This window comes from Haliscomenobacter sp. (assembly GCF_033763495.1).
Taxonomy (GTDB): domain Bacteria; phylum Bacteroidota; class Bacteroidia; order Chitinophagales; family Saprospiraceae; genus Haliscomenobacter.
Map to the genome: position 1 here is coordinate 1 of NZ_JANRKL010000197.1, position 25,081 is coordinate 25,081.

At 46.9% G+C, this 25,081-nt stretch carries 23 protein-coding genes; 10 read left to right on the plus strand and 13 right to left on the minus strand.

All coding sequences use genetic code 11. From position 1 onward, the window contains the following. A partial coding sequence (locus SFV55_RS22700; RefSeq protein WP_320031852.1) for an OmpA family protein occupies positions 1-781 on the plus strand: 781 nt, incomplete at its 5' end. Positions 782-911: 130 nt separating this feature from the next. On the opposite strand, the gene apaG is transcribed toward SFV55_RS22700, so the two are convergent. The 3 genes from apaG to SFV55_RS22715 are packed head-to-tail and all read right to left on the minus strand — an operon-like array spanning position 912 to position 2,765. Continuing rightward, a complete protein-coding gene (gene apaG, locus SFV55_RS22705; protein ID WP_320031853.1) occupies positions 912-1,298 on the minus strand; it encodes a Co2+/Mg2+ efflux protein ApaG in 387 nt (128 codons plus the stop codon). Between the two features lie 20 nt (positions 1,299-1,318). Beyond that, on the minus strand, positions 1,319-1,888 hold the full coding sequence (gmk, locus tag SFV55_RS22710; RefSeq protein WP_320031854.1) for a guanylate kinase: 570 nt from the start codon (positions 1,886-1,888) through the stop codon (positions 1,319-1,321). Between the two features lies 1 nt (position 1,889). Continuing rightward, positions 1,890-2,765 carry a YicC/YloC family endoribonuclease gene (locus SFV55_RS22715; RefSeq protein WP_320031855.1) on the minus strand — a complete coding sequence of 292 codons (876 nt, stop codon included), beginning with the start codon at positions 2,763-2,765 and terminating at the stop codon, positions 1,890-1,892. A 200-nt stretch (positions 2,766-2,965) separates the two neighbouring features. Here SFV55_RS22715 and SFV55_RS22720 point away from each other — a divergent pair, with 200 nt between their 5' ends. From SFV55_RS22720 to SFV55_RS22730, 3 genes are all read left to right on the plus strand, one after another. Next, positions 2,966-3,292 (plus strand): HU family DNA-binding protein, encoded by a 327-nt coding sequence (locus tag SFV55_RS22720; RefSeq protein WP_320031856.1) that lies wholly within the window; start codon positions 2,966-2,968, stop codon positions 3,290-3,292. 22 nt (positions 3,293-3,314) lie between these two features. Then, positions 3,315-4,094 (plus strand): tetratricopeptide repeat protein, encoded by a 780-nt coding sequence (locus SFV55_RS22725; protein ID WP_320031857.1) that lies wholly within the window; start codon positions 3,315-3,317, stop codon positions 4,092-4,094. A 647-nt stretch (positions 4,095-4,741) separates the two neighbouring features. Then, entirely contained in the window at positions 4,742-6,301 is a 1,560-nt protein-coding gene (locus tag SFV55_RS22730) for an Rne/Rng family ribonuclease (protein WP_320031858.1), read from the plus strand. Between the two features lie 184 nt (positions 6,302-6,485). Here the strand turns inward: SFV55_RS22730 and SFV55_RS22735 are convergent, their stop codons facing one another. Next, positions 6,486-7,139 carry a hypothetical protein gene (locus SFV55_RS22735; RefSeq protein ID WP_320031859.1) on the minus strand — a complete coding sequence of 218 codons (654 nt, stop codon included), beginning with the start codon at positions 7,137-7,139 and terminating at the stop codon, positions 6,486-6,488. A 77-nt stretch (positions 7,140-7,216) separates the two neighbouring features. After that, positions 7,217-8,053, minus strand: a complete 837-nt coding sequence (locus SFV55_RS22740; protein ID WP_320031897.1) for a DUF6089 family protein — start codon at positions 8,051-8,053, stop codon at positions 7,217-7,219. Between the two features lie 214 nt (positions 8,054-8,267). Between SFV55_RS22740 and SFV55_RS22745 the strand changes: the two genes are divergently transcribed. Both SFV55_RS22745 and SFV55_RS22750 read left to right on the plus strand, forming a co-directional pair. Further along, entirely contained in the window at positions 8,268-8,798 is a 531-nt protein-coding gene (locus tag SFV55_RS22745) for a DUF6036 family nucleotidyltransferase (protein ID WP_320031860.1), read from the plus strand. Continuing rightward, positions 8,785-9,237, plus strand: a complete 453-nt coding sequence (locus SFV55_RS22750; protein WP_320031861.1) for a hypothetical protein — start codon at positions 8,785-8,787, stop codon at positions 9,235-9,237. Before SFV55_RS22745 ends, SFV55_RS22750 begins: the two co-directional genes overlap by 14 nt. A 45-nt stretch (positions 9,238-9,282) precedes the next feature. Here SFV55_RS22750 and SFV55_RS22755 read toward each other — a convergent pair whose 3' ends face one another. The 3 genes from SFV55_RS22755 to modB form a co-directional block, all read right to left on the minus strand. After that, positions 9,283-9,705: a hypothetical protein gene (locus SFV55_RS22755; protein WP_320031862.1), complete on the minus strand. Its 423-nt coding sequence runs from the start codon at positions 9,703-9,705 to the stop codon at positions 9,283-9,285. Positions 9,706-9,779: 74 nt separating this feature from the next. Continuing rightward, positions 9,780-10,661 (minus strand): ABC transporter ATP-binding protein, encoded by an 882-nt coding sequence (locus tag SFV55_RS22760; protein ID WP_320031863.1) that lies wholly within the window; start codon positions 10,659-10,661, stop codon positions 9,780-9,782. Continuing rightward, complete coding sequence (gene modB, locus SFV55_RS22765) at positions 10,646-11,320, minus strand: molybdate ABC transporter permease subunit (protein ID WP_320031864.1); 675 nt, start codon at positions 11,318-11,320, stop codon at positions 10,646-10,648. The genes SFV55_RS22760 and modB overlap by 16 nt, the downstream gene beginning before the upstream one ends. A gap of 107 nt (positions 11,321-11,427) precedes the next feature. Here modB and SFV55_RS22770 point away from each other — a divergent pair, with 107 nt between their 5' ends. Further along, positions 11,428-11,949 carry a hypothetical protein gene (locus tag SFV55_RS22770; RefSeq protein WP_320031865.1) on the plus strand — a complete coding sequence of 174 codons (522 nt, stop codon included), beginning with the start codon at positions 11,428-11,430 and terminating at the stop codon, positions 11,947-11,949. Positions 11,950-11,998: 49 nt separating this feature from the next. On the opposite strand, the gene SFV55_RS22775 is transcribed toward SFV55_RS22770, so the two are convergent. The 3 genes from SFV55_RS22775 to SFV55_RS22785 all read right to left on the minus strand — a co-directional run bounded on the left by SFV55_RS22775 (position 11,999) and on the right by SFV55_RS22785 (position 14,355). Beyond that, on the minus strand, positions 11,999-12,472 hold the full coding sequence (locus SFV55_RS22775; RefSeq protein ID WP_320031866.1) for a hypothetical protein: 474 nt from the start codon (positions 12,470-12,472) through the stop codon (positions 11,999-12,001). Between the two features lie 108 nt (positions 12,473-12,580). Further along, positions 12,581-13,288 carry an SAM-dependent methyltransferase gene (locus SFV55_RS22780; protein ID WP_320031867.1) on the minus strand — a complete coding sequence of 236 codons (708 nt, stop codon included), beginning with the start codon at positions 13,286-13,288 and terminating at the stop codon, positions 12,581-12,583. A 2-nt stretch (positions 13,289-13,290) separates the two neighbouring features. Continuing rightward, positions 13,291-14,355 (minus strand): alkane 1-monooxygenase, encoded by a 1,065-nt coding sequence (locus tag SFV55_RS22785; protein ID WP_320031868.1) that lies wholly within the window; start codon positions 14,353-14,355, stop codon positions 13,291-13,293. 254 nt (positions 14,356-14,609) lie between these two features. Here SFV55_RS22785 and SFV55_RS22790 point away from each other — a divergent pair, with 254 nt between their 5' ends. Together SFV55_RS22790 and SFV55_RS22795 are read left to right on the plus strand one after the other, a co-directional pair. Beyond that, a complete protein-coding gene (locus SFV55_RS22790; RefSeq protein ID WP_320031869.1) occupies positions 14,610-15,710 on the plus strand; it encodes a ferredoxin--NADP reductase in 1,101 nt (366 codons plus the stop codon). 24 nt (positions 15,711-15,734) lie between these two features. Next, a complete protein-coding gene (locus SFV55_RS22795; RefSeq protein ID WP_320031870.1) occupies positions 15,735-18,116 on the plus strand; it encodes an OmpA family protein in 2,382 nt (793 codons plus the stop codon). A 123-nt stretch (positions 18,117-18,239) separates the two neighbouring features. Here SFV55_RS22795 and SFV55_RS22800 read toward each other — a convergent pair whose 3' ends face one another. Beyond that, the gene (locus SFV55_RS22800) at positions 18,240-19,952 is read right to left on the minus strand and encodes a RagB/SusD family nutrient uptake outer membrane protein (protein ID WP_320031871.1); all 1,713 of its coding nucleotides are present in this window, start codon (positions 19,950-19,952) and stop codon (positions 18,240-18,242) included. A gap of 47 nt (positions 19,953-19,999) precedes the next feature. Next, positions 20,000-23,236, minus strand: coding sequence for a TonB-dependent receptor (locus SFV55_RS22805; RefSeq protein ID WP_320031872.1), 3,237 nt, complete (start codon positions 23,234-23,236; stop codon positions 20,000-20,002). Between the two features lie 208 nt (positions 23,237-23,444). Between SFV55_RS22805 and nadB the strand changes: the two genes are divergently transcribed. Further along, positions 23,445-25,052 (plus strand): L-aspartate oxidase, encoded by a 1,608-nt coding sequence (gene nadB / locus SFV55_RS22810; RefSeq protein ID WP_320031873.1) that lies wholly within the window; start codon positions 23,445-23,447, stop codon positions 25,050-25,052. Positions 25,053-25,081 lie beyond the last annotated feature (29 nt).

A 25,081-nucleotide genomic window follows, 5' to 3' on the forward strand; every position in this document is an offset into this window, starting at 1 on the left:
ACAGAAAAACATGCGTCTAGTACTCAACTTACTAGTAGTTGTTCTTGCGCTAGGTTCTATGCAATCTTGTGTTTCTAAGAAAAAGTTCGATGAACTGCTCGCCAGCAAAGAAGCAGCAGACAAGGCTTTGGCTGAAACACAGACAAAGGTAGCCAACCTGGAGAAAGAAAACGCTGACCTGAAAGCCCAATTGGAAGCTGAAAAAGCACGCTTGAACGGCGAAATCGCTAACTTGCGCAAAGATCTTGATGCCACTAAGGCTCAAATCAGCGCAGTTCAGCAAAAATTGGACATGAGTCAGGCTGAACTCACCAAAATCAAGAACGAGGTTAACGGAATTTTCTCTGCTTACAAAAGCAGTGGCTTGACTGCTGAAGAAAGAGATGGCCGTTTGTACCTGATGACCAGTGCACCAATGGACTACAAAACTGGTTCATATGCACTGTCTAAAGCACAACGTGAAGCTGTTGCTCAATTGGCTGCTACGCTGAAAAGCAATCCAAAGTTGAAAATTTTGGTTGAAGGCCACACCGATACTGACAAAGTACGTGGTGGTGCTGCTTACCAGGATAACTGGGAACTGTCTTCCAAGCGTTCTTTGGCCATTTGCCGCGAGTTGATCAAAAATGGTGTTAGCCCTGCACAAGTGGCTACTGTTGGCCGTGGCGAAACCATGCCAAAAGCTGACAACAGCACCAAAGAAGGCAAAGCTGCTAACCGTAGATCTGACGTTGTTGCAGATCCAGAAATGGCACCTCTGCTCCAAATCACCAAGCAATAATCAGCATTAGAGACGCACGGTTGTGCGTCTCCACTTAGGAAAAGACGCACAACCGTGCGTCTCTACCACAAAAAGAAAGCCGGATTGTAGCTCAGCTACAATCCGGCTTTCTTTTTATTATGGCAAAAATTTAGTTGAGTTGGAATGGTGCAATCAATTGAAATGCGGGAATATCTACCTGAAACAGGTCGCCTGAATGAATGTTTTGCATCTCGTACGATCCCACCATACGCCCCATTCCGGTATGTAAGTTGCACCAGGATACATATTGATGTGATTCATTGGGCTCCAGTACGGGCTGTCGGCCAATCACTCCTTCCCCTTCTACTTCCCGTACAATGCCATCTGAATCAGTGATGACCCAATGGCGCCGCATGAGCTGGACCGTCATGTCGCTCAGGTTTTCAATCGTAATCCGATAGGCATGAATGAATTTAGCCTCAACCGGATTCGAGTAGCTGGGTTGATAGAACGTTTCAACCGAAATTTTTATGCCATTGGTAATGAGTGTGTCCATAACGTATGCTAGCTAAGAGCTCATTTATAGGTATGGATAAATCGGCGAACGAGCATTTGGGCTTCGTCGAGTGCATCTTCCAGTACGTCGTTAACCAGAATATGGTCAAATTTGTTTTCAAATGTAAGCTCTTCTTCGGCTTTTGCCAAACGCTTGCGCAAGCTTTCTTCATTTTCTGTCTTGCGTCGGCGCAATCGTTCAAATAAAGCTTCCTTGGAAGGAGGTTTTACAAAAATGGCCAATGACTGATCGGGGTAGGTATTCTTCAGGTTGACGGCCCCTTTTACATCAATGTCAAAAACGATGTGTTTGCCTGTTGCCCAAATTCGATCTATTTCGCTACGCAGGGTTCCGTAAAACTGATCAGGGTAAACTTCTTGCCATTCGGCAAAAGCTTCCTCCGCAATCAGTTGTTTGAATTCAGGTACACCTATATAATAGTAATCTTTTCCTTCCGCTTCATCTGGACGGCGCTCGCGTGTAGTTGCCGAGATGGAAAAAGCCAACTCGGGCATGGTATTCAACAAATGCCGCACAATGGTCGTTTTACCTGCCCCTGAGGGTGCAGTCAAGATGATGAGCTTGCTCATTTTACAAACAATTAGCGACCTGCTCTTTGATTTTTTCCAACTCATCCTTCATCACGACCACCAGGCGTTGAATTTCGGACGAGTATGCCTTGGCTCCCAAGGTGTTGATCTCCCGGCCAATTTCCTGGCTGATAAAGCTGAGTTTGCGGCCTTTCTGGGTGCCCGGCTGGCTTAGTTCTTCAATGAAATACTTGCAGTGTTGAGCCAGGCGTACTTTTTCTTCAGTGATGTCCAGCTTTTCGAGGTAATGGATGATTTCCTGCTCAAAACGGTTTTCATCAATTTTTTCCTTACCTAGCGACTCCTCCAGATTTTGGTGCAAACGCTGGCGCATCCGGACTACCCGCTCACCTTCCAGAGGGCCCACTTTTTCCAGGTTCTCTTGAATTAGTACAATCCGGCTGCGCAATTCTTCTTGCAATACCTTGCCCTCAGAGGCCCGAAACTGTTCAAACTGCTCGATGGCTTCCTTTATGGCCGAATAAACGTTTTCCCACTCTTGTTCCTCAATTTCGTCGTTGGCGGTAGCTACTACGTTCGGTAAACGCAAAACTGCCTGCAACAAATCACCCGTTTCCACCTTCAATTCGGCACTGAGCTGCCGCAACTCCGTAACATACCGTTTAAATAGAGGGATATTGAGCGCAAAACCGTCTTCTCCCGTGGAAGAATTGATTTCCAGGGTAAAATCGATTTTACCACGTTCCAGGCGCTCAGTCAGAATTTTCCGAATATCTGGTTCCTTTTCTTTGTAATGCTGGGGAGCCTTTAGCCTAAGGTCTGTGAATTTACTATTCAGCGACCGAATCTCTACAATAATCGTCTTGTCGCGGTAGTTTCGGCTTACCCTACCATAGCCCGTCATCGATAATAACATAGAGTTGAAAGTATACATTCCTCGCACAGAGTCCGAGGGTGCTAGGTGAGGGGCAAAGATAATGAATTGAAAATTAAAGAAAACTAAAGAAATAAAAGCGCTTTTAGTTTTTAAATAAGGAAGAAAATTACGAAATTTGCCACTCGCTTTCCGAATAAGACGGAAACATTTATAACTTACTATAAACCAAGTATATACCGATGAGAAAAGCTGATCTAGTTGCAGCAATATCTGAGAAGACAGGTGTACCAAAAGTTGATGTACTGGTAACGTTGGAGACTTTCTTCAAAGAAGTAAAAGGCTCTTTAGCCGAAGGGGAGAATGTTTACATTCGCGGGTTCGGTAGTTTTGTGATCAAAAGACGCGCCAAGAAGATTGGTCGCCACATCAAGAAAAATGTAGCGATTGAGATTCCTGAGCACTTTATTCCGTCTTTCAAACCAGCAAAAGTATTCGTTGAGCAAGTAAAAGCCAACGTGGACTCTTTGCCGAAAGACAGCTACGACGAAGACGAAGACGAAGACTAAGCCTACGTAATAACCAGCACCTATGACAAAATTGCAATATGCTGTAATCGCAGCCGCTTTATTGCTGTTGCTGGTTCTCCGCTTCGGTTGTGAAACCAAAGCACCAAATATGAAAGGCCTGGAAAAGTCCCGGTCGTTGGTTGCACAAAACACAGACATCAATGTGCTCTTACCTGCAGCAAAGGATAGCCTGGAGGCGAACGATGTTGCACTGATTGAAGCATTGGAGGATGAATTGGCCCGTCAAAGCAGCGATACCGCAAAAGTTGCGGTACTCAAACGCCTGGCAGGCGAGTGGTACAGTTTGGGCAATGCGGTTATTTCTGGGCATTATGCCCAACAAATTGCTGAATTGCTCAACACGGAGGAAAGTTGGTCAATTGCAGGAACGACGTTTGCCCTTGCCTTACCCGGGTTGAGTGACCCTGTAGTAAAGGACTTCGCCGCTTCACGCGCTAGCAAAGCTTTTGAAAATGCCATCTCTCTCAATCCTGAGGAGTTGTCGCATAAAATCAACCTGGCTTTGGTATATACCGACAATCCACCTCAGGACAATCCAATGAAAGGGATCCTGATGCTCCGTGAATTGAACGACAGCAACCCCGATAATCCGGCAATTTTGGTGCAATTGGGACGTTTGGCAATGCGGACGAATCAATTCGACCGCGCCGTAGAGCGTTTGGGACGGGCCTTTGAACTCGATCCAAGCCTTACTGAAGCAGCCTGTATGCTTGCCGATGCGTATAATGCGTTAGGCGACAAGGCCAAAGCAAATTCGTTTGCAGAAAAGTGTACCCAGTAGAGACGCACGGCCGTGCGTCTCTACTGGGACTCAGGAAATAAATTTATTCACCTTTAAAAGGTCATACTATGCCTTGCGGTAAAAAACGTAAAAGACATAAGATTGCCACGCACAAGCGCAAAAAGAGATTGCGCAAGAACCGTCATAAGAAGAAGAACAGATAGTGAACTATGCTGGTGCGTATCGTAAAGATCGGGCGATTGAAATAAGCCCCAATCACATCGGTGCGCAGCATATTTCATTGATCAACTTATTTTTATAAAGTGGCTCCGGAATTTGTGAGGGGCATTCCTTGCGGCATTAGTCATCAAGTTTGTCATCTGCCGGAAAATCCAGATTATAGGTCGTGTTGCCTATAGTCTGGATTATGTGCTTATGGCCTACTCGAAAATTATAAAGACGGCATTACCATTTTTTATGTCCAGCTTGGACGGAACCGGTCAAGATAAGAGCAGTTGCGAGCTTTTTAATGTTGATGTACTTTTTTTCGTCTCCTTGTCAGCCCCAACAATACAGAAAAAGATTCCTCTTATTTTTGATTTCCACAAGAGCTAATGACCATAGGTACTGCCCGATTATTTTAGTTTACGCTTCACGACCGCATTTGTAAGCTCCCTGCAATCCGGATCGCCTTAAATTGGCAGTCTGTGGAAAAAGATCTTATTATTAATTCTACTCCCACAGAAGTCGAAATTGCCCTTTTGGAAGATGGCAAACTGGTGGAAATACACTACCAGAAGACCAACAACAATTTCACGGTTGGTGATATTTTCCTGGGCAAAGTCCGGCGTTTGATGCCTGGACTGAATGCGGCTTTTGTAGACATTGGGCACAAAAAAGATGCCTTCTTGCATTACACTGACTTAGGACCGAAACTCCGTTCCTTGTTGAAATTCACCCAACAAGTTTCTAACGGACAATCCAATTCCTATAGTTTGGACAATTTTGCCATTGAACCAGAGATCAATAAAAATGGCAAAATCGATCAGGTGCTCAACAAGCGCCAGAATGTACTCGTACAAGTACTCAAAGAACCCATTTCCACCAAAGGCCCACGCCTGAGTTGTGAAATTACCATTCCTGGCCGTTACCTGGTCCTGACCCCTTTCACCGATGTGGTGGCTGTTTCCAAAAAAATTGCCAACAACGAAGAGCGCAAACGTTTGAAGGTGCTCATCGAAAGCATCAAGCCTAAAAACTTTGGCGTCATTGTGCGTACGGCTGCGGAAGGAAAAAAGGTGGCTGACTTGCACGAAGAGCTCTCCTACATGATGGAAAAGTGGGAGGAGATGTACAAATCCATGTACAAAACGGACGGCCCGGCCAAATTGCTGAGTGAACTGGACAAAACCTCCAGTATCCTGCGCGATTTGCTGAGCGATTCCTTCAGCCGCATCGTAGTCAACGACAAGGAGTTGTACCTCAATATCAAGAGTTACCTGGGCTCCATTGCACCGGATCAGGTCAACATTGTAAGCCATTACAAAGGCACCAAGCCGATTTTTGAGACTCATGGGGTCACCCGCCAGATTCAGGCATCATTTGGCAAAACGGCCACGATGTCCAGCGGGGCTTATCTGGTGATCGAATCAACCGAAGCCATGCACGTCATCGACGTGAACAGCGGGCACAAAATGTCCAGCACCAACGCCGAAGAAGCAGTGTCGAAGGTCAACATGGAAGCGGTGGAAGAGATCGCCCGCCAGTTGCGCCTGCGCGACATCGGGGGCATCATCATCATCGACTTCATCGACATGAAAAATCCGGAATACAAGAAGGATTTGGTCAAGGAGATGAAGAATGCCATGAAAAAAGACCGGGCGCAACACACCATTTTGCCGCTGAGCAAATTTGGCTTGATGCAAATTACCCGTCAAAGGGTTCGGCCTGAAGTGAAGATCGACACCACCGAGGTTTGTCCTACTTGTGATGGCACTGGTAAAACAAATGCCTCCATCCTGATGGTAAGCGATATCGAGCGCGATTTGGCTTATATTCAGTCTACTCACCCCAAGTCAAAAATCAAGCTGGTGGTACACCCTTACCTGCAAGCTTATCTGACCAAGGGTTGGTTCAGCAGCTACCAATGGAAGTGGTTCAAACAATACTTCCGGCGCATCGACATTACTGCAGATGGCACCTACCACCTGGGGAAATACCGTTTCTTTGACGACAACGACGATGAAATCAGGCTAAATGCCATGTGATGATGGTAACTCATCTGGATAAAACGCGGGAGAGGATTCTGGGGCAACCTGGAATCCTCTTTCTGTTTGGGCCATGGGGCAACCGCAGCCAGTACGGCAAGATTGTAGGCCAAGTATTAAGAGGGCGATGGCTAAACTCCAGAGTAGGCGTGGGTAGGTGTTTTTTTTTGTCACAAGGTTATTTTTATTCCAATTTAAACCCTTCCTGTTCAATGTAGGCTGCAATGTTTACTTTAACGTTTTCAAAGAGAATTACGTCTTTGTTCCAATCATCCATCTGCCAAGGTTGATTAGGAAGTGCGATGAACACCTTTTTGCTTTTGCTAAAAAACCAGATTACTTTTTCCACCCCATTTTTGAACAGATTTTCAACCTTGTGGATGACGTACTCCTGGAATAGGTCCGAATTGCGATCGGGCAATTCGACGTTGACGTCAATTTCGATGACCACTTTGGGTGCTACGGTTACGTAGCGTGGGGTGATTTGATCGGGAGTAAGTTTTGCGCGGTCAAAAATGACTACCCCCAACTCCATATTGTCATTGTTATTTGCAGTAAACCCTAATTGGCCACATCCGATTCGATACAGTTGATTATTAAGTCCGGCTTTAAGCGCGTCGGCTAAAAAAAGCTTCAAGAAAAATGTGAGCCCTCCATCCCCCCTTATTTCCTCTACTTGCTTCCGCTTGTCCAAAACTTGACGAAAGCCTGGATAATAAAATTCTACCTCATCGATGGTTTCCCGTACGAGATAGGTTGGAATTTTACGGCGTTTCGTTCTGGTTTTGGTTTCCGTGGGTGCGGAAACGGGTGCTGAAATCATGAGCACTTTTTTCAAATATAGAAAGATTGGAGGGAAAAGGCAATAGTGCGGAGGATTTTAGGGCAAGTACGAATGGCAAGTTTATGGTAGCACTAAGGCTTCGGACAAGCCAAATTCCCAAAATACCGTACAATCCCAATCTGGATAAACACCAAATTGTCCTTATTCTTGCTGTTCCCCCGTTGGGAGCCTTCCTTGCCCAATTGACTGCTGTCAACACCAGGAATCATAATCGAGCGATCTGCAAGTGCAGCAGCTACTTCGCCCCGGCTGCGCAGGATGTCTTTGTTGTCCGCATAAACTGTGCTTACATCATCGATGTAATCTGTAAAAGCAGCCCGGGCACCAAGTTCCAGGTTGAGGCTCCAGGTTTTGCTCACGTCAATTTTTAACCCACCGCCGTAGACAAAACTGCCGCTCACGCTGTAATATTCTTCACCTTTAAATTGACCTTCGGTACCCAATTCGCGCAAATTATAGCGGGTACCGTTCAAATCCGCAGTAGGGTTGAAGGAAAAAGCCGAAAAGCCCGCGAAAAGGTAGGGGGTAAAAAACTCCGTGCGGCTGCCGTGCATGTAGGGCAAAAAGTTGATTTCCAGTTGGCCGCTCACGTCAAAAATTTCCGAACGAAAACTGAGGTTACGTGCCTTTTCAAAAGGGTTGCTCGAACGGGCATCATCACCGCTGACGATACCGTAACCGCCTCCCATTTTGAAACAAACCCGATTGTTGAAATTGTATCGGGCAATGATCCCACCGGCTGGCCGGGGATCACTCAGGTTGTAGCTGGTATTCAGATCGCCAAAATAATAGGCTGTTCCCAGCCAAACACCGGCTTCCCAGCCTTTTTGGGCCCATGTTGTAACCAGAAACAAGCTGAAAATAACACCAAAAACAATCCGCAAAAACGGCTTTCCACTCAGAATCATAGTATGCACAGTCTTAATTTTGCATTAGGAACGATAAAAATTGGCGCAAAGGTACAGTGTTGGGTGTTTTTTTCGCTATAAGGTGCTCATTATGTGTTGAATTTTACAGATTCGTACACTTCAAAGTGTTTCAGCCGAAAGTATGTCAAGTTGGAGAACCAAGAATTTAGCTTTAAGATTTTGAAAAAAGTAAACATATGTTTACTTTCGTTCCATGAACAAATTAGTAGAAGCCTTAAACAAAGTAGCTCAGGTACTGGAAAAGGAGCAAATCTCCTACATGCTGGTGGGTGGATTCGCCGTTGGTTTTTACAATCACGTCCGGTTTACACTGGATATTGATTTGATCATCCAGATTCATGTGCATCACATTGACAAAATCATTCCCCATTTTCCGGAATGGGAAGGACAACTGCAAGGCTTAAAAGACAGCGCTACCCAGCTAAAATTCTTCAACATCATTGATTTTTCAACGGGAGTTAAGCTCGATTTTATGCTTTACCAAGATTCCGATTACAATTGGACAGCATTCGAGCGCAGGCGAAAAGTAGATTTTCTGGGTGTTGACTGCTACATCGCAGCCATCGAAGACCTGATCATTGGCAAACTCTTGTGGTATGCAGCCTCCAAAAGTGAAAAACAATTGGGCGATATTCAGTACCTTTTGACCGTTCCGAAGGTCAATTTCGACTATTTAACCTTATGGTGTGACCGCTTATTAATCAATCGTTATGGACTATTTTGAGCTCATCAATTCCCGCAAAGCAGCCGAACTGGCTTATGCCAATTGGTATTACCATTTGTCCAATGAGCGCAAAGCGCAAATCATGTGCGATACCTTTGAATTTGGGATAAATGCCGTAATGCACAACTACCGCAAGGAACACCCATTTTGTACCGAAGCGGAAGCATTGTTGTTTTACATGGAACAAAACCTCAAGCCCCATTTTTCGGAGAGCACCTGGGCTTTTATCCGCAAAACCATGGAAGAGAAGGCTGAGCAAGAATGGAAAAACCGTTTCAAAGCCATGAAAGATGACCTGGATTGGTCTTATACTGATATGGCGAACATCATGAATAGTGACAGTGCGGATGCGGTAAAATCCTCGGTTTCGCGGAAACTTCCTGGCTTTGCAAAGCTGGCCATTGGGGTGTATGAGTCGATGCGGGGGAAGCAGAAGTAGGTGGTCTATTTGTCAATCAACTCATAATCAATGATATTTTTTTTGCTAATCACAATTGAAATATTTATCTAAGAATACTTTTAAACTGTCAGGATACTTTAAATCATATTTGGAATACTGTATCTTTTTGAGAAGCATTTCATTGATTTTGGGGTTTTGTTTATAGTAAATTACCGGAATCTTACTTTGGGCAATTTCTAAATCTTCTTGATATGAACGATACCTCTCGCAGAAGGCACTCTCATAAAAAGATCCATTGAATTTTTGACCATTGACAACAAACTCATAGGTATATGACCTCCCTAGCCTGCCTGAGGGGGGCTTAAAGGAATCAATTATTTGTCCTAAAGTTAGACTAGGATCAGAACGAATTAACTTTTCTTCATAGGCAACTTGGATGATCACAGCGGCAACTGCAACAATAAAAATAGACAATATAATAATGTTCTTGTTGAGTAATTTTTTCATTGTTTGTTATTTTGATTTTCAGATTTATTTCTCTTTTCTTCAGCTTCGATAGTGCTATCTAGCGCTATTGTATTTTAATCCATTGATTTCTTGATGAGATCCTCACATACCTCAAACCACTCCGCCGACACCATCCGAATCCACACCTCCTGCCCAGGAAGGTAGTCTGTAAACACTTTCGCAGGCTGCGGCATCTGCAATACATTGTCCCCCAATTGCACCCGAATCAGCCCATTTTGCGGCGCCAACCAGATGGCGCGCAGCAACAAACCCGTAGGCTTCGCTTCCTGAGTCAAACTTCCATCAATGATCTTTCCTTTTTCTAATACAAGTACCCGATCGGCCAAGCGTTGAATTTCTTCGGGATGGTGGCTGATCAAAAGGGTAGTCAGCGCATACCGCTCATGGAGCAGGCGGATAAAGGTTTGCAAGTGCTCCCGCATTTGGGTATCCAGAGCCGAAAGGGGTTCGTCGAGCAACAACAATTTGGGGCGACGCACGAGAGCACGAGCCAGGGCAACCCTTTGTTGTTGGCCACCAGACAACTCCCGAGGGTAAGCTTTTTTCAAGTCCAACAAATCCATCACCTCCAATAATTCCTCAATCAGGGCCGGGTTTTCGGTTTTAGGCAAGGCAAACTGCAAATTTTGCAATACACTCATGTTGGGGAAAAGAGCATAATCCTGGAATACCAGTCCAATCGAACGCTGCTGAGGAGCTAAAAAAATGCCTTTTTCGGAATCCTGCCACAGCTCACCTTGCACCATCAAACGCCCTTTGGCTCTTTTCTCCAGTCCGGCCAGGATGCGCAGAATGGTCGTTTTACCGCTGCCTGATGGCCCAGTCAAAGCAAGCAGCTCCTTTTGGTAAAGCTGCAAGTCGACTTCCAGGTGGAAGGAGCGTTGGGAATCCACGAGTTGTAAGCTACAATTAAGATGGCTTATCGAGTGATCCATTGTTGCGAGCGGCGATTGAAACGGAAAAATAGCACCAAAAAAACAAAAGTGAGCACAACCATACTGAGGGCATACTGATTGGCGGCGGCAAAATTGAGTGCTTCCACTTCGTCATAAATGGCAATCGACGCCACCCGGGTAACCGAAGGAATATTCCCCCCAATCATCAACACTACCCCAAACTCCCCCACCGTATGTGCAAAGGACAACACGATCCCACTCAAGAGTGCCGGCCGAATGTTGGGCAACAACACCCGCCACAAGGTGACCCAGGTCGATTTGCCCAGGGTATAGGAAGCTTCGGCCAAATGTGGAGGCAAATGTTCAAATCCCGATTGCAGCGGTTGTACCATAAATGGGAAACTGTAAATGACCGAGCCCAAAACCAGCCCTTCAAAAGTAAACACCAGTCGAACGTCCAGGTTGTTTTGCAACCACTCGCCCAAGGCACTATTGGGACTAAAGGCCAGTAGCAAATAAAACCCAATTACCGTAGGTGGCAACACCAATGGCAAACTAACCAGCGCCTCAAAAACGGGTTTTAAAAAACTGCGGGTGTACGCCAAACGGTAAGCAATGGGGATGCCCAACACCAGCAAAATGACGGTGGTGACACCAGCCAGGCGTAGGGTGAGCAATAAGGTGTTGAAAAAATCCATTTACTGAAGTAGATTAAGTGTTCAAATTAGGGCTTTTTGGAAAAATACCCTGGGTTTGCTCAAGAATTTTCCCAAGCCTTGTTACCTTGGTAGTGGGGCAAAAATAAATGTTCATTTTTTTTCGCCCCTTGATCCTACAAAACATCAAAAACTTCTATACCATGCTCAACATGCTCAGATTTTGCGCTTGCCTGATTTTGGCAATCACTTTTGTGGCTTGCCAACCAAAAGCCAAACCAAGCACCGAGGAAGAAACCAGCACAGAAGGCGAATTCACTGTCGAAGACGGGACAACCTGTTATCTTTTCACCGAAGGGCAGGATACTACTTTCCTGACTTTAACGATTGAAGGGACAAAAGTGACCGGGTATATGGCCTGGGAACCCTGGGAAAAAGATGGTGCCCGTGGCAACCTCTCCGGCACCCTGGACGGCAACAAAGTGACTGCCGATTGGGATTACGTTATTGAAGGCAGTGAGCAAGCTGAAGAAAAAGTCTTCGTCATTGAAGCCGATGCAGTAGGTGAAATGACTGGGGAGCTCACCGAAGGTCCCGGCGGAAAACTGGTGCTAAAAGACCCGGCCAATGCAAAGATTGGGACGTATCTGAGTAAGGTGGAATGCAAGTAAGTTGAGGGGTTGAGAAGTTGAGGCTACCGCAGCGGCCTCAACTCCTCAACTAATTGAACTGATCCAAACAATCAATCACTGCCTTCAAGGTCACAAACATTGGCTCGCGGCCTTCTTTGGTGACTGGGGTGTCGTCGTCATCCAGGAGTGCATCCTCCACAAAAGCCAACAAATCTTCTTGTTTGGTGGCTTCAAAAAAGGGATCAAGTCGATCCCGGAATTTTTTGCCTACACTGGTTTCCAAGGTTTCCCAACTGGCCTCCTCGGCATCCGAAATCGCTGAAGCCGGGATCGGGTTAATCTTTTCAACCTTAGTCCGCACTGCTTCCCAAATGATCAGCAGCAGGTACAAAAGGAAATCTTTCTCGTCTTCATTGAAGGTAGCCTCGTCTTCCGCAAACAGATAAGACATCATCTCAGCCTGTTGGCTTTCAATGGATGCGAGTGCAGCATCGTAGCGCTCATCAGAATCACTGATGGCGTCAATGGCGAGGTCGATGGTTTTTTCGTCGATAAAAAGCATGATCGAATGGCTTGGTTCGATGTTTCCAGACGGAAACACCTGATGGCTCAAAGAACGATAAAACCCTTTATTTATGCAAACTATTGTACGTTGTAGGCCTTTGTTTCATTATCCTAACAAAAATATCGCTGGCCGTTTGTGTAAATCGGCTGGAGGATTTCGCTTCCAATCTTCCACCTTTCTGGTTACAATGTATTCGCTAGGCATGGTCAAATCCACAGCAATGCACAAACGGGTTTGCGGGGCCAGATGCTGAAGGGCTGCTGCGACAATCTGCTGATTGCGATAAGGCGCTTCAATAAAAATCTGGGTGCACTGATCGCGCTGAGCCAATTGTTCCAGGCGTTTGAGTTGTTGCCCCAGGTCTTGTTTTTTCGCACTCAAATACCCTTGAAAACAAAACTTCTGGCCGTTCATCCCGGAGCCCATCAACGCCAGCAAAATTGATGAAGGTCCAACGAGTGGTACAACTTGAATGCCTTGCCGATGTGCAAGCTCAACCACTGCTGCGCCGGGATCGGCTACCCCTGGGCAACCCGCTTCTGACATCAAACCAATGTGTTTGCCGTTGAGGGCCGGCGCTAAAAAAGAACGGTATTCGGCCTCTTTGGTGTGTTCACTGAGCTCTACCATTTCCAATTCAGGCAAGGGGCGTGGATGTTGGGCGGCTTTGATGAAATGACGCGCAGTTTTGGCACGCTCAACAATAAAATAGTCCAGTTGCCAAAGGCATTCTTTGACGTATTGAGGAATGGTATGATGTGCAGTTTCACCCAAAGGCACCGGAATCAAATAAAGTTTACCAGCTTGTTGCATCGTTAAGTGTTTGGCGTCGAGAGCCGCAGTTGTTCTTGTTTTACCCTGGGGTTCATCAACATAAACCAAACAGGTGGAAACAAAGCAATAATGATGGAAGTAGGATACCCAAAGGGCAATTGTGGACTTTCGTCAAAGTGTCGCAAGATCTGGTATTTGCGACTGGCTTTAAAATGGTGATCCGAATGTCGGGTCAATTCATACAAAAAAATGCGCCCCAGTTCGTGGTCTGAATTCCAGGAGTGCCAGGCCTGAACGGGTTCGGGGCGGCCATTGGGCAAGGTTTTTCGGCGCAAGCCATAGTGTTCGATGTAATTTACTGATTCAAGCAATAAAAAACCAAACACTGCCACAGCTATCGCATAGGGCAGCATCCACCAAGCATATACCCAGCCCACACAGAACAAATATCCGAGTTGGAATACCTGAAACCGTAGCATCTCATTCTGCCAGTTAAACGCGGGAAGCCCCATTTTATGTAAACGTTCGGCCTCCAGTTTCCAGGCATTGCGCCAGGAACCCCAAACAGAACGCAACCAAAAGGAATAAAGATTTTCTCCAAAACGTGCAGAAGCCGGATCGGCATCGGTGCTGACGTGTTTGTGGTGCCCTCGGTTGTGCTCGATGAAAAAGTGCATGTAAAAGGCACTTAAGAGCAGAATTTTGGCCATGGTTTGTTCACTCTTTTTGGCGCGATGCCCTAGTTCATGGGCCACATTGATACCGATGGTTCCCACAATTAAACCCACGCTACAGGTCATGCCTATCAATTCATAAGTTGCACTGTTTCCACCGTAAACCTGCTGGAAATACACCTGCAAAATGAAGTACAACAAAGGAATGTTGAGGTACAATAAAAGATCAAAAAACCACATACCCAGTTTTTGTGCTTCTTCCTGTGGCGGCAAATTGCGCGCCGAAGCCGGACTGATCAGCTCCGCCAGTGGAATGAATACAAAACCGACATAAATGCCTGCAAAGGACCAGTGGCCTTGCTGATACAGCCCCCAAAGGGTTGCCAAAGGAGCCGTGTAGGCAATCAGGTACTTCAAATCACTCCATTTCATCGGTAAATGTTTTTATGTAGTGGATTGATTAACATAGTTCCTCAGGAACTCCCAAACATTTAATTATTTTTGCCTCCTCAAAACCGAAAACTTGAAACTGTGTTAGAGTGGAGGCTGAGGAAAGTTGAAGAGGTTGAGAAGGTTTAGGCTACTGCAGAGACGTTGACACTGCTAGTGTCAAAATTGCTGCGGTAGCCTCAACTTTCTCAACCCTCTCAACCTTCTCAACTCTTTAACTCCTCAACCACAAAGATATGAGCAAGAAATTTTTTACCCTAACGGTGAAAGAAATCCGCCCGGAAACAGCCGAAGCCGTTACCGTAGTATTTGGCATTCCCGAAGATATAAAATCTGAGTTTGCTTACCAAGCCGGCCAATACCTGACCTTGAAATTTTCCATCAACGGAAAAGAAGTGCGTCGTGCCTATTCCATGTGCAGCAGCCCTTTGGAGAACGACATTGCAGTAACCGTAAAGAGAGTAAAAAAAGGGCTCGTTTCCAACTACATTGCCGACAAACTCCATGTAGGGGAAAAAGTGGAGGTGATGCAACCCGATGGCCGCTTTTCACCTAGCCTTGATGGAGATCAACGCAAAACCTATTATCTTTTTGGAGCAGGAAGTGGCATAACCCCTCTGATGGCTATTTTGAAAACCATTTTGGAAGAGGAACCTCAGAGTACAGTACACCTTCTGTATGGCAACCGCAATGAAGATTCAATTTTGTTCTACGATCAGTTGGAGCAATTGAAAAAACGGTACGATGGGCAATTGAGCGTTACCCACACCCTCAGCCAACCTAAACGCGAAAAACCCAAAGGCCTTTCAGGCTTGTTTGCCAAAGGCGCCATTTCATGGGAAGGTTTGACCGGGCGCATCGACAACACTTTGATCAACCGCTTTTTAACAGAAAACACGAATAATACCCGCGAAGCCGAGTACTTCATTTGTGGCCCCGGCCCAATGATCAATGTCGTGGAGCATGCTTTGCATCAGCAAAACATTGATAAAAAACACATCCACATTGAACATTTCACTGCTGTCGTTGACCCCAATGCCCCCCATTTCAGTGGAGTAAGTGGAGCCCAAGTTACTGCAATCCTAAATGGACAAACCCATACCGTTTCTGTTGCGCCCAACAAAACCATACTGGATGCCCTGTTGGATCAAAAACTGGATCCACCTTATTCCTGTACTTCGGGGGCTTGCTCCAGTTGTATGGCCAAGGTACTCAAAGGTGCTGTAAAAATGGACGCTTGTTACGCCCTTGATGACGAAGAAGTAAGCAAAGGCTTTATCCTGACTTGTCAGTCGCATCCAACTTCTACGGAAGTGGAAATCACTTACGATGTTTAACCAAGTTCCAAGAAAAAACCGTGTATGCCTTTTCACCCCTATATCCTGGCGCTCTTCCTGTGGATGTGGCTCGGTCAAGCCGGCTTACATGCACAGGACACCAGGCGTATGGGAGTTAGTGATCAGCAGCACTTCCCTCATTACGCACCTATTTTAAGTCCGGATGGCAGCCTGTTGTTGTACAGTGAAGTAGGAAACCACGCCAATTTTGGAAAAGCAGACCTTGCCGATATCTGGATTTGCCAATATTTGAGTGAAAACCAGTGGAGCCGCCCGGTCAATGTCGGAATGCCCGTTAATTCTGATCAAAACGACCAATGCCTGGCCATCAACCTGGATGAGAATGAGCTCTACTTGCTGTTGGAAGATGAAACGGGAAAAAAAAGCCTTGCTCAGTCAAAGCTCAGTACCCGTAGTTGGTCTACACCGCAAAATATGGTGATTGAACCCTGGGATTCGGCCTTTCAAATTCAGCATGGTTTTGTCAGCAATGATGGACAAACTTTATTGTTGTGCCTGACTCATCCCGATAGCACCCAGCAGCATAGTGATATTTACGTAGCTCAACGCGAAGGAGATTTATTGTGGAAAAATCTGCAAAACCTCGGACCTACCATCAACACTTTAGGAGACGAACGCAGTGCTTTCTTAGCAGCCGATGGGCAAACCCTTTATTTTGCTACCAATGGACGACCTGGCTTCGGGGGACTGGACTTGTTCATGAGTCAAAGAACCGACAATTCCTGGACTGCATGGAGTGCTCCCGTCAATTTGGGTTCCAATTTCAATTCTGAGTACGACGAATGGGGTTTTTGTACTTCGGTAATTGGCGAAAAAGCCTGGTGGACCCGCACCGAAGCCAAAATTCCTCGCATCCTTAGCACCAGTGTTCCTGCTTCTTTAAGAGCTAAGGCAGTAATTTTGGTAAAAGGTCAGGTTTATCTGCCCCAATCCAAGAGCCCGGCCAGCGATGTCACGGTGAGTCTGAATTACTATGATCCTCAACGCAATACCAGGGTACTCAGGCAAGGCATCAGCAATCAGCAGGGAAAGTACCAGTTGCTTTTGCCGCGTAACGCGGAAATGACCATCAACGCCTTATCTGGCCAGCTTTTTTCGCCCACCTACAATTTACTGCGCAAAGGGCCCGCGGCCATCGAACGTGAGGACAACGATGAAAAGATGAATGCCATGTTGGCCGCCAACCCTAATTATCGACAAGTGGAGGAAGAAATTGAAGCCCTTCAATTGGCGTATAATCAAAATCTGGTGGCCATCAAAAATCTACACAAGGAGCGCCAGGGGTATGTAAACTCAATTTTGCAGCAATGGGAGGACACCGCCTCAATCAGTTTTACCAAAACCCTGGAGTCTGGGCTGAATAAACTCCGTGAAGATTACCTGGCTACCCAAAAGCAACAGGCTTTGCTGAAATTTCATGATGGACAGTCCAGATTCAATGACCCCTCAACTGCCATTGAAACCTTAATCCCGACCACTTTTGAAGATTTTGTTCGCCTCATTGAAATCCAACAACGTTGGGAAATTTTGCCAGCTACAGCTCAGTCCCTGATTTTACAGATGTTGAATGAGGAAATCAAAAGGCAGGACAAAAAAGTCAAACCCGATGAAAGAGCCGTTTGGCGGGAGCAAAAAGAGCAGATGCTGAAAAATCCAAATTTGTTGTTGCTGCCTGAAGCTGATCTTGCCAAATGGCAAGCCAGTTTTAGTCCTTGTTTTGAATGGCAAGAAGAGTCTGCCCGGGATATCTCCAATTACATTTTGCAAAAAAATCAAAATGAACTGACTACCCAGATCAAAACGGATGTACGAAACTATCTGCGAACCCTACTAGATATGCGCATGCTCTCGGCGCAATCAGCAGTTATGAACCAACAAATTCGAGCTAAAATTGAAGGTCAACTGCGCATCGAACGAGGTTTTCAATACCGCCCAGGTAACCGCCCCGCCTCAGAAGAATCGAGCATGATGTTGGATACATTTATGGTTATTGCCAGGAATGAATTGGAACAGGACATCCAACTTTTTAATCCTATCGTGGAAAAAACCATTGTTCTTGAAAACATAGTGTTCCTGCCCAATCAAAGTGAGTTGGACTCATCAGCCTATGCAGAAATACACCGTTTGGCTACTTTTTTGAAAGAAAATCCTGGCCTCGCCATCGAAATTGTGGCCCATACCAATAATCATTGCACTTACAATTTCGCTACGGAACTGACCAATCACCGGGCTGAGAGGATTGCAGATTTATTGGTGTTGGACCAGGTGCCAATCGAACGGATTCGGGCCAGGGGTTCAGGTAAAGAGCAACCCATCGCCACCAATAGCTCACCAGCGGGAAGGCTGGCCAATCAGCGGATAGAGATAGTTTTTATTGATCAATAGGCTTGATACAATTTGATGATTAGGCAATTGATGGCTTTCTTTTTTGAGCTTAGGAACATGAGTCATCCCAAAAATTCGGGATGACTCATGCTTCGGAACTCACAAGAGTCTTTTGATCAACTCTTAATACCCCGGATTCTGCACCAAAGTAGGATTCCCATTGATAGCACTATTGAGAATCTCCTGAGCAGGGATTGGGAAATATTCGTGTTTGCCCTTGACAAACTTTGCACCTTTCAAATAAACGCGGCGGTTTTGCTCAACGCTCAAATAATCATTGATCACCTGATCGGCAATGCCCCAACGCACCAGGTCAAAGAAACGGTGTCCTTCCATTGCAAATTCCAGGCGTTGCTCAAAACGTACCGCATTGCGGGCTACACTTTTGTCGGTCCAGGCTGTTGCGTATTCTTTTACAACATAATTGCCTGCCGGATTTCCATTGGCCAATTTTACAAAGCCATCAGGGTTGGCTGCTCTTTTACGAATTTGGTTCACCAATTCCCGGGCTTTTTCCAGACTACCAATTTCCACTTCACATTCAGCCAACCAAAGGATCACATGAGACAAACGAATCAATCGGTAGTTGTTCGCATTCATCCGGGGATTTCCTGTCCAGGTATTGGTACCATTTTCAGAGCGGTATGGCGACTGTTTTTTGGGCGTATACGGCCCACCATATGCGCGGTCACGGACGTATTGGGGGTTGTGTACTCCCCAATCCAAATAGGGTACTCCGTCACGCCCTACTGTCCAATCAAGCCGAGGATCCAATGCTCCGGCGTAAGCCTGGGAGTTGTCTCCAGGTACATCCACTTGGTTAAAATCATTCAACAATGGGAGGCCGTTGGCATCGGTTTTGAAAGCATTGACCAGGTTCTGGCTAGGTTGAAAAAAACCGCAGCAGGTAGTCAAAGCGCCACCACCATAAGGAAAATTAAGCGTGTGACCACGATTACCATTGTTCGAAATCGCCGCACCATCGTTAACGGAGAACTGAATCTCGAAAATTGATTCACTATTGTTGTTGGTGGCTGCACGGTGATTATCGTGGTATTTGTCCACCAGTTTGTAGCCACCCGTATTGATAATGGCTTCCAAAATGGGTTTGGCTTCGGCGTATTTACCCTGGAAAAGATAAGCTTTGGCCAGAGTAGCACCAGCTGCCCATTTGGTAGCCCGGCCAGGTGCACCTGCCCAGCGATTGGGTAAGTTGTCATACGCAAACTTCAAATCCGCTTCGATGTTGGGCCAAATTTCCTTGTCATTGGGCAATTTGGTGCTCAATGCATCAGCAGCATTGTAGGTCTGATCGTCTACGTAAGGCACCTTGTTGAACATTTTACGCGCCTCAAAGTGGTAGTGCCCACGTAGGAAACGTGCTTGGGCAATGGCCAGATTTTTATCTGCATCGCTCAAGTCAGTGGCTTTGGGTGCCAGTTGGATGACGTCATTGGAACGGGCTATGCCGTCGTAAACGGCCCGCCACTTACCCCGGAAGTGGGTCAAATCAGCCGTATGCGTAAAAGCTTCGATAAGTGAAATTTCGGGTTGGTCCCCCGCATTGGTGCCCTTATACGCATCGTCAGAAGTGACGGAACCGTACACCCAGTTGTCGGCTGAACCCGTCCAGTCGGGGAATGCTGAACCTACGTTGGTTTGTACGCCGTCCAGAAGGGAATAGGCACCAGTCAGTACCAGATTGACCCCGGCAGCATTGCTCAGGGTGGCTTCACTCAATACACCCAAAGGGGTAACTGACAGAAATTCATCGTTGCAGGAAGCAGCCGAAAGCATGGTTACCATTACTGCACTTATGATTTTTATTTTTTTCATGGTTGAAATCATTTTTTTAATCCAAAAGACGGCGCTTTTGGAATGAATTAGAACGTTAAGCCCAGGCCAAAGTTGATAGAACGGAAAGCTGGATAGGTTCCTTCGTCTACCCCGATTTGCCGGTCAGAACCAGCGCTGTAGTTGCGCAGGTTTACTTCAGGATCAAGCCCTTCATATTTGGTGATGGTCAGCAGGTTTTGACCCTGCGCCCATACCCGCAAGCCACCGATGCCAAAACGGGACATCAGTTGTTGTGGCAGGTTGTAGGTCAGCTGCACGTTTTTCAAGCGGAAATAGGAACCATCTTCCAGGTAATAAGTGGAAGGGTTGGAGCTGATTACGTCGTTGGAACGTGGAATCGGCAGTTTGGCATCGGTTTTGCCAGGGCGCCAGGAATCTTCGTACATGCGCTGAGAACGGTTGCCACCAAAAGTGGGGAAGTCGGTCCAGTAGCGAACATAGTTGAACAGTTCGTTGCCTTGTACCCCTTGACCAAAGATATCGAGCTGGAAGTTTTTGTAATTGAAACTCAGGTTGATCCCGTAAGTAAAATCAGGGTGTGGACTACCGATGATGGTGCGATCTGCGGAGTTGATGATGCGGTCACCGTTTACATCACGGTATTTGAAGGCACCTGCTTTGTTCATCGCGCCACCGCCAAATTGTACAGGAGCTTCAGCTGCTTCAGCATCCGTCTGGAAAATGCCCAAAATGTCGTAGCCAAAGAAAGAAGCCAATGGGAAGCCCTGTTGGGTAACCGAAACCGTACCAGTTGGCAAACGCAGGTTGCTGAAGCCAAAGTACTGGGTTTTGGGGTCGCCATTGGTTTTGATCACGGTATTTTTGTAAGTAGAGAAATTGGCGCCAATAGTATAAGAAAACTCTCCACTTTTGCCACGGTAGTTCAAACCCAATTCAACCCCGGTGTTTTGCATTTCGCCGATGTTTTGGAACGGGTTGATTGCCACGCCTTGAGTAAACTGAACTTCAACCGGGAAGAGCATATCGGTGGTGCGGCGGTCAAACCAGTCGAAAGCAATATCAAACTTACCACCCCACATGGTCACGTCAAACCCTGCATTGATGGAGGTTGTGGTTTCCCACTTGGCTTTGGCGTTGCCAAATTGCCCCAGTTCGTAGCCAGGCTGTGAAGAGGTTCTGGAACCAGCCAAGTCGTAAAAAGAGGATTCAGGAGAAGTTGCAAAAGTAGAGAAGGCGTTGTAGTTACCAATTTCCTGGTTACCCGTTTGTCCCCAACCTACGCGCAGTTTGGCAAAGGTAATGGCTTGACTGTTTGCGAGGAATCCTTCTTTTGACAAAATCCAACCCGCACTAACTGCCGGGAAAATGGCTGTCCGGAATTCTGGAGCAAAACGGGAAGAGCGGTCGCGACGAACGGTTGCATCGATCAGGTATTTGTCGTCGTAAACGTAGTTCAGGCGTCCAAACTCAGAGGCGAGCAACCATTCGGCAGCCCCGCCAGTGTTGTTGATACCCGCCCGGCCTGCACTGAGGTAGCGGTTGGGTAAATCATCCACGGCGAAACCATTCCTTTCACCAGTGAAAAACTCAAAGTAGTTTTTGATGGCTTCAGTACCAATCATGGCATTGATGCGGTGTTTTTCCCCAAGCTCCTTGGTATAGGTAAGGGTGTTGTACCAGGTCCAGGTTACATCGTAACTATTGGCTGTGTTGAGGTTGTTGTTTCCAACTGGCTCTGGTGATTCAGGGTCATTGGCACGGTAGCGGCGAATGTTAAAGAGGCCATAATCTACCCCAAACTGGCTGCGGGCAGTCAAATCCTTGAGGATGTCGGCTTCAATAAAGGCATTGCCAAACAAACGAATTTCCTTGCCTTTGTTGTCTTTGTTGCGGTACAATTCAGCCACAGGGCTACGCGAGTTGTCCAAAACGGTAGGAGAGCCAGCGAAATATCCCCTCACGTCATAGACTGGTGTGATGGGAGGAACCCGGTATGCAAAAGAAATCGGGTTGCTTTCGCTTTGATTACCATTGGGCTGGCCAATCTGTTCGCCATAGGCTAATTGCATGTTTTCCCCCAAACGGATTTTTTTACTCACCTTAAATTCGGTATTCGCCCGCAAGGAATAACGCTTGAAACTGGTGTATTTCATGATCCCTTGCTGATCGAAATAGTTCAGCGACATGGAGTACCTAGCCTGTTCATTTGCACCACTTACCCCAATTTGGTGGTTTTGAATGGGGGCAGAATCGAAGATTTCGTCAAACCAGTCTGTCCCCACCTTATTGGCTTTGGTGATCAGGTTTTTGGGCGATACGCTGTACTTACTTTCGTCCACGGTGCCCACTGCACCAACTGGGAAAATGTAATCAGGGATAATCGGAGTAGCTACTCGACCACCAAACATCGGGATGTTGGGGTAAACGATCTTGGAAGGATCGGAAATTTTACCGTCCACGAGCAAGCCCGGGTTTTCTGCATTGATCCGCGATTCCCAGAGCAGGTTAACGTATTCCTGGGTATTCAAGAGGTCCAAAAACTTGATCGGCGTTTGGTTCCCGTAGTAGGCATCGTAGCTGAACTTTGGCTTGCCGCTTTTGCCCCGCTTGGTGGTGATGATCACTACCCCGTTTCCGGCACGTGAGCCATAAATAGAGGCAGCAGAAGCGTCTTTCAGGATTTGGATGGATTCTACGTCGTTCAGGTTCAAAGTGTTCAGGTTGCCTTTGGTGGGCATCCCATCGACTACAAACAGCGGTGAGTTGTCGTTGATGGTACCAAAACCCCGGATGCGTACCATCACGCCGCCACCCGGAGCATTTTCGTTGCTGACGTTCACCCCGGCCACCCGGCCTTGCATGGCCTGAGCCACGTTGGTGGAGGGCACCGAGAGCAATTGTTTGGTGTCCACACTGGCTACCGCACCAGTGATGTCGCGCCGCGATTGGGTACCATAACCCGTAACCACGGCCTCTTGTAGTAAGGTAACATCGGACTTGAGCTGCAAATCGAAACTGGTCTGCGTACCCATGTCGACTTCAAGGGTGGAATACCCGGTGTAAGAGACCACCAGGGTGTTGGTAGATCCCTCGGGAATTTGTAAGGTAAAAGCTCCGTCAAGGTCGGTGACTGTACCTACAGTGCTTCCTTTGATAAAGACCGAGGCACCAATGAGGGCGGAACCATCATCAACGGCCGTAACTTTGCCGGAGATGGACTTTTGCGCAAAAGCGCAGGTGCCTATCAAAAACAGGCACAAACTCAGGAAAAGCCTGAATGGGTGGGTGTGAGTGTTCTTCATGAATGGAATTTTATTTGGTAAATATAGTTGGCAATGCAATAACTAGGCAGATTTTTTTTAGTGTGTTTACTGAAAATTTCATCAGATTTACTTTTTATTATGCTTGGCTTAACACAAATTTTCATCTTCCGATTTTTTTTCGATCTTGGCCCTGCAACTCAAATACGAGCTGGCTGTTTTCGTTAGTAGTTCAACCAATTTCATACACATGATCGAAACCGACGTTCTTATCATTGGCTCCGGCATCGGTGGCTTAAGCACTGCCATCAAAATTGCCGAAGCACGCCCTGATCTATCCATCACTGTACTTACCAAAACCATTGAGGGCGAGAGCAATACCCGCTATGCCCAGGGCGGAGTGGCCGCAGTATGGGATGTGGAGGTGGACTCCTATACCAAGCACAAGGAGGATACCCTGGATGCCGGCGACGGATTGTGTGATGAAAAAATAGTCGACATCGTGGTTTCAGAAGGGCCCGATCGGGTCCAAGACATCATCGATTGGGGGGCCAGATTTGATAAAAAAAAGAACGACGCCGGGGAATATGACCTAGCGCGGGAAGGAGGCCACTCCGAAAAACGCATTCTGCATTACAAAGACCTCACCGGTTGGGAGATGCAACGGGCCGTCATGGCCAAAACCGATGAATTTCCCAACGTCACCATTTACGAGCACTATTTTGCCATCGACCTGATTACCCAACACCACCTGGGGCATTCGGTTACCCGCCTCAAGCAGGACATCCAGTGTTATGGCACCTATGCCCTGAACAAAAAAAACAACGTCATCGAAACCATTCTGGCAAGGGTGACCGTGGTGGCTACGGGTGGCGCCGGGCAGGTGTACCGGGCGACGACCAATCCAGTCATTGCTTCTGGTGATGGAATCGCAATGGCTTATCGGGCCAAGGGCTGGACGGAAAACATGGAGTTTGTGCAATTTCACCCGACTTCCTTGTATAATCCGGGTGGAGACAATCCGGTGTTTTTGGTTTCAGAGGCCGTGCGTGGATTCGGCGGCATCCTCAAAAGCAAAGAGGGGGAGGAATTCATGCACAAATACGACGAACGCAAGTCCCTCGCTCCTCGCGATATCGTAGCACGGGCCATCGACAACGAAATGAAAATTCGGGGCGAAGACTGCATGTACCTCGACTGTCGGCACCTCAATCCGGAAGATTTCATTGCCCATTTTCCCACCATCTACGACAAGTGCAAAAGCATCGGCATCGATCCCATGAAGGACATGATTCCGGTAGCTCCGGCTTGCCATTACATGTGTGGGGGGATCAAGGTAGACGATTTGGGGCAAACCACCATTCAGCGCATGTACGCAGTAGGGGAGTGTACTTCCACTGGCTTACACGGGGCCAATCGCCTGGCTTCCAATTCACTCCTGGAGGCGATGGTTTTTGCTCACCGCATTGCCGCGGATGTTTTGCCCAAAATTGACCAGTGGAGCATCCAAAAAGGTATCCCCGACTGGAACGCCGGGGGCACCACCGACCCCAAAGAAATGGTGCTCATCACCCAGAGCATCAAAGAACTCAAAGAGATCATGAGCAGTTACGTGGGCATCGTACGCTCCAATGTGCGCCTCAAACGGGCTCTCGATCGCCTGGAGTTGCTGTACCACGAAACAGAAGAAATTTACAATACCACTACGATCAGCCCACAATTGTGTGAATTGCGGAATTTGATCACCATTGCGTATTTGATTACGCGTTCGGCGAGGCTGCGCAAGGAAAGCCGCGGCTTGCATTATACGACGGATTATCCGGAGAAGGCGGGATTTGTGCAGGCGAATGTGATTTGAGGGGGATGCCCAACATTTTCCAAATAAAG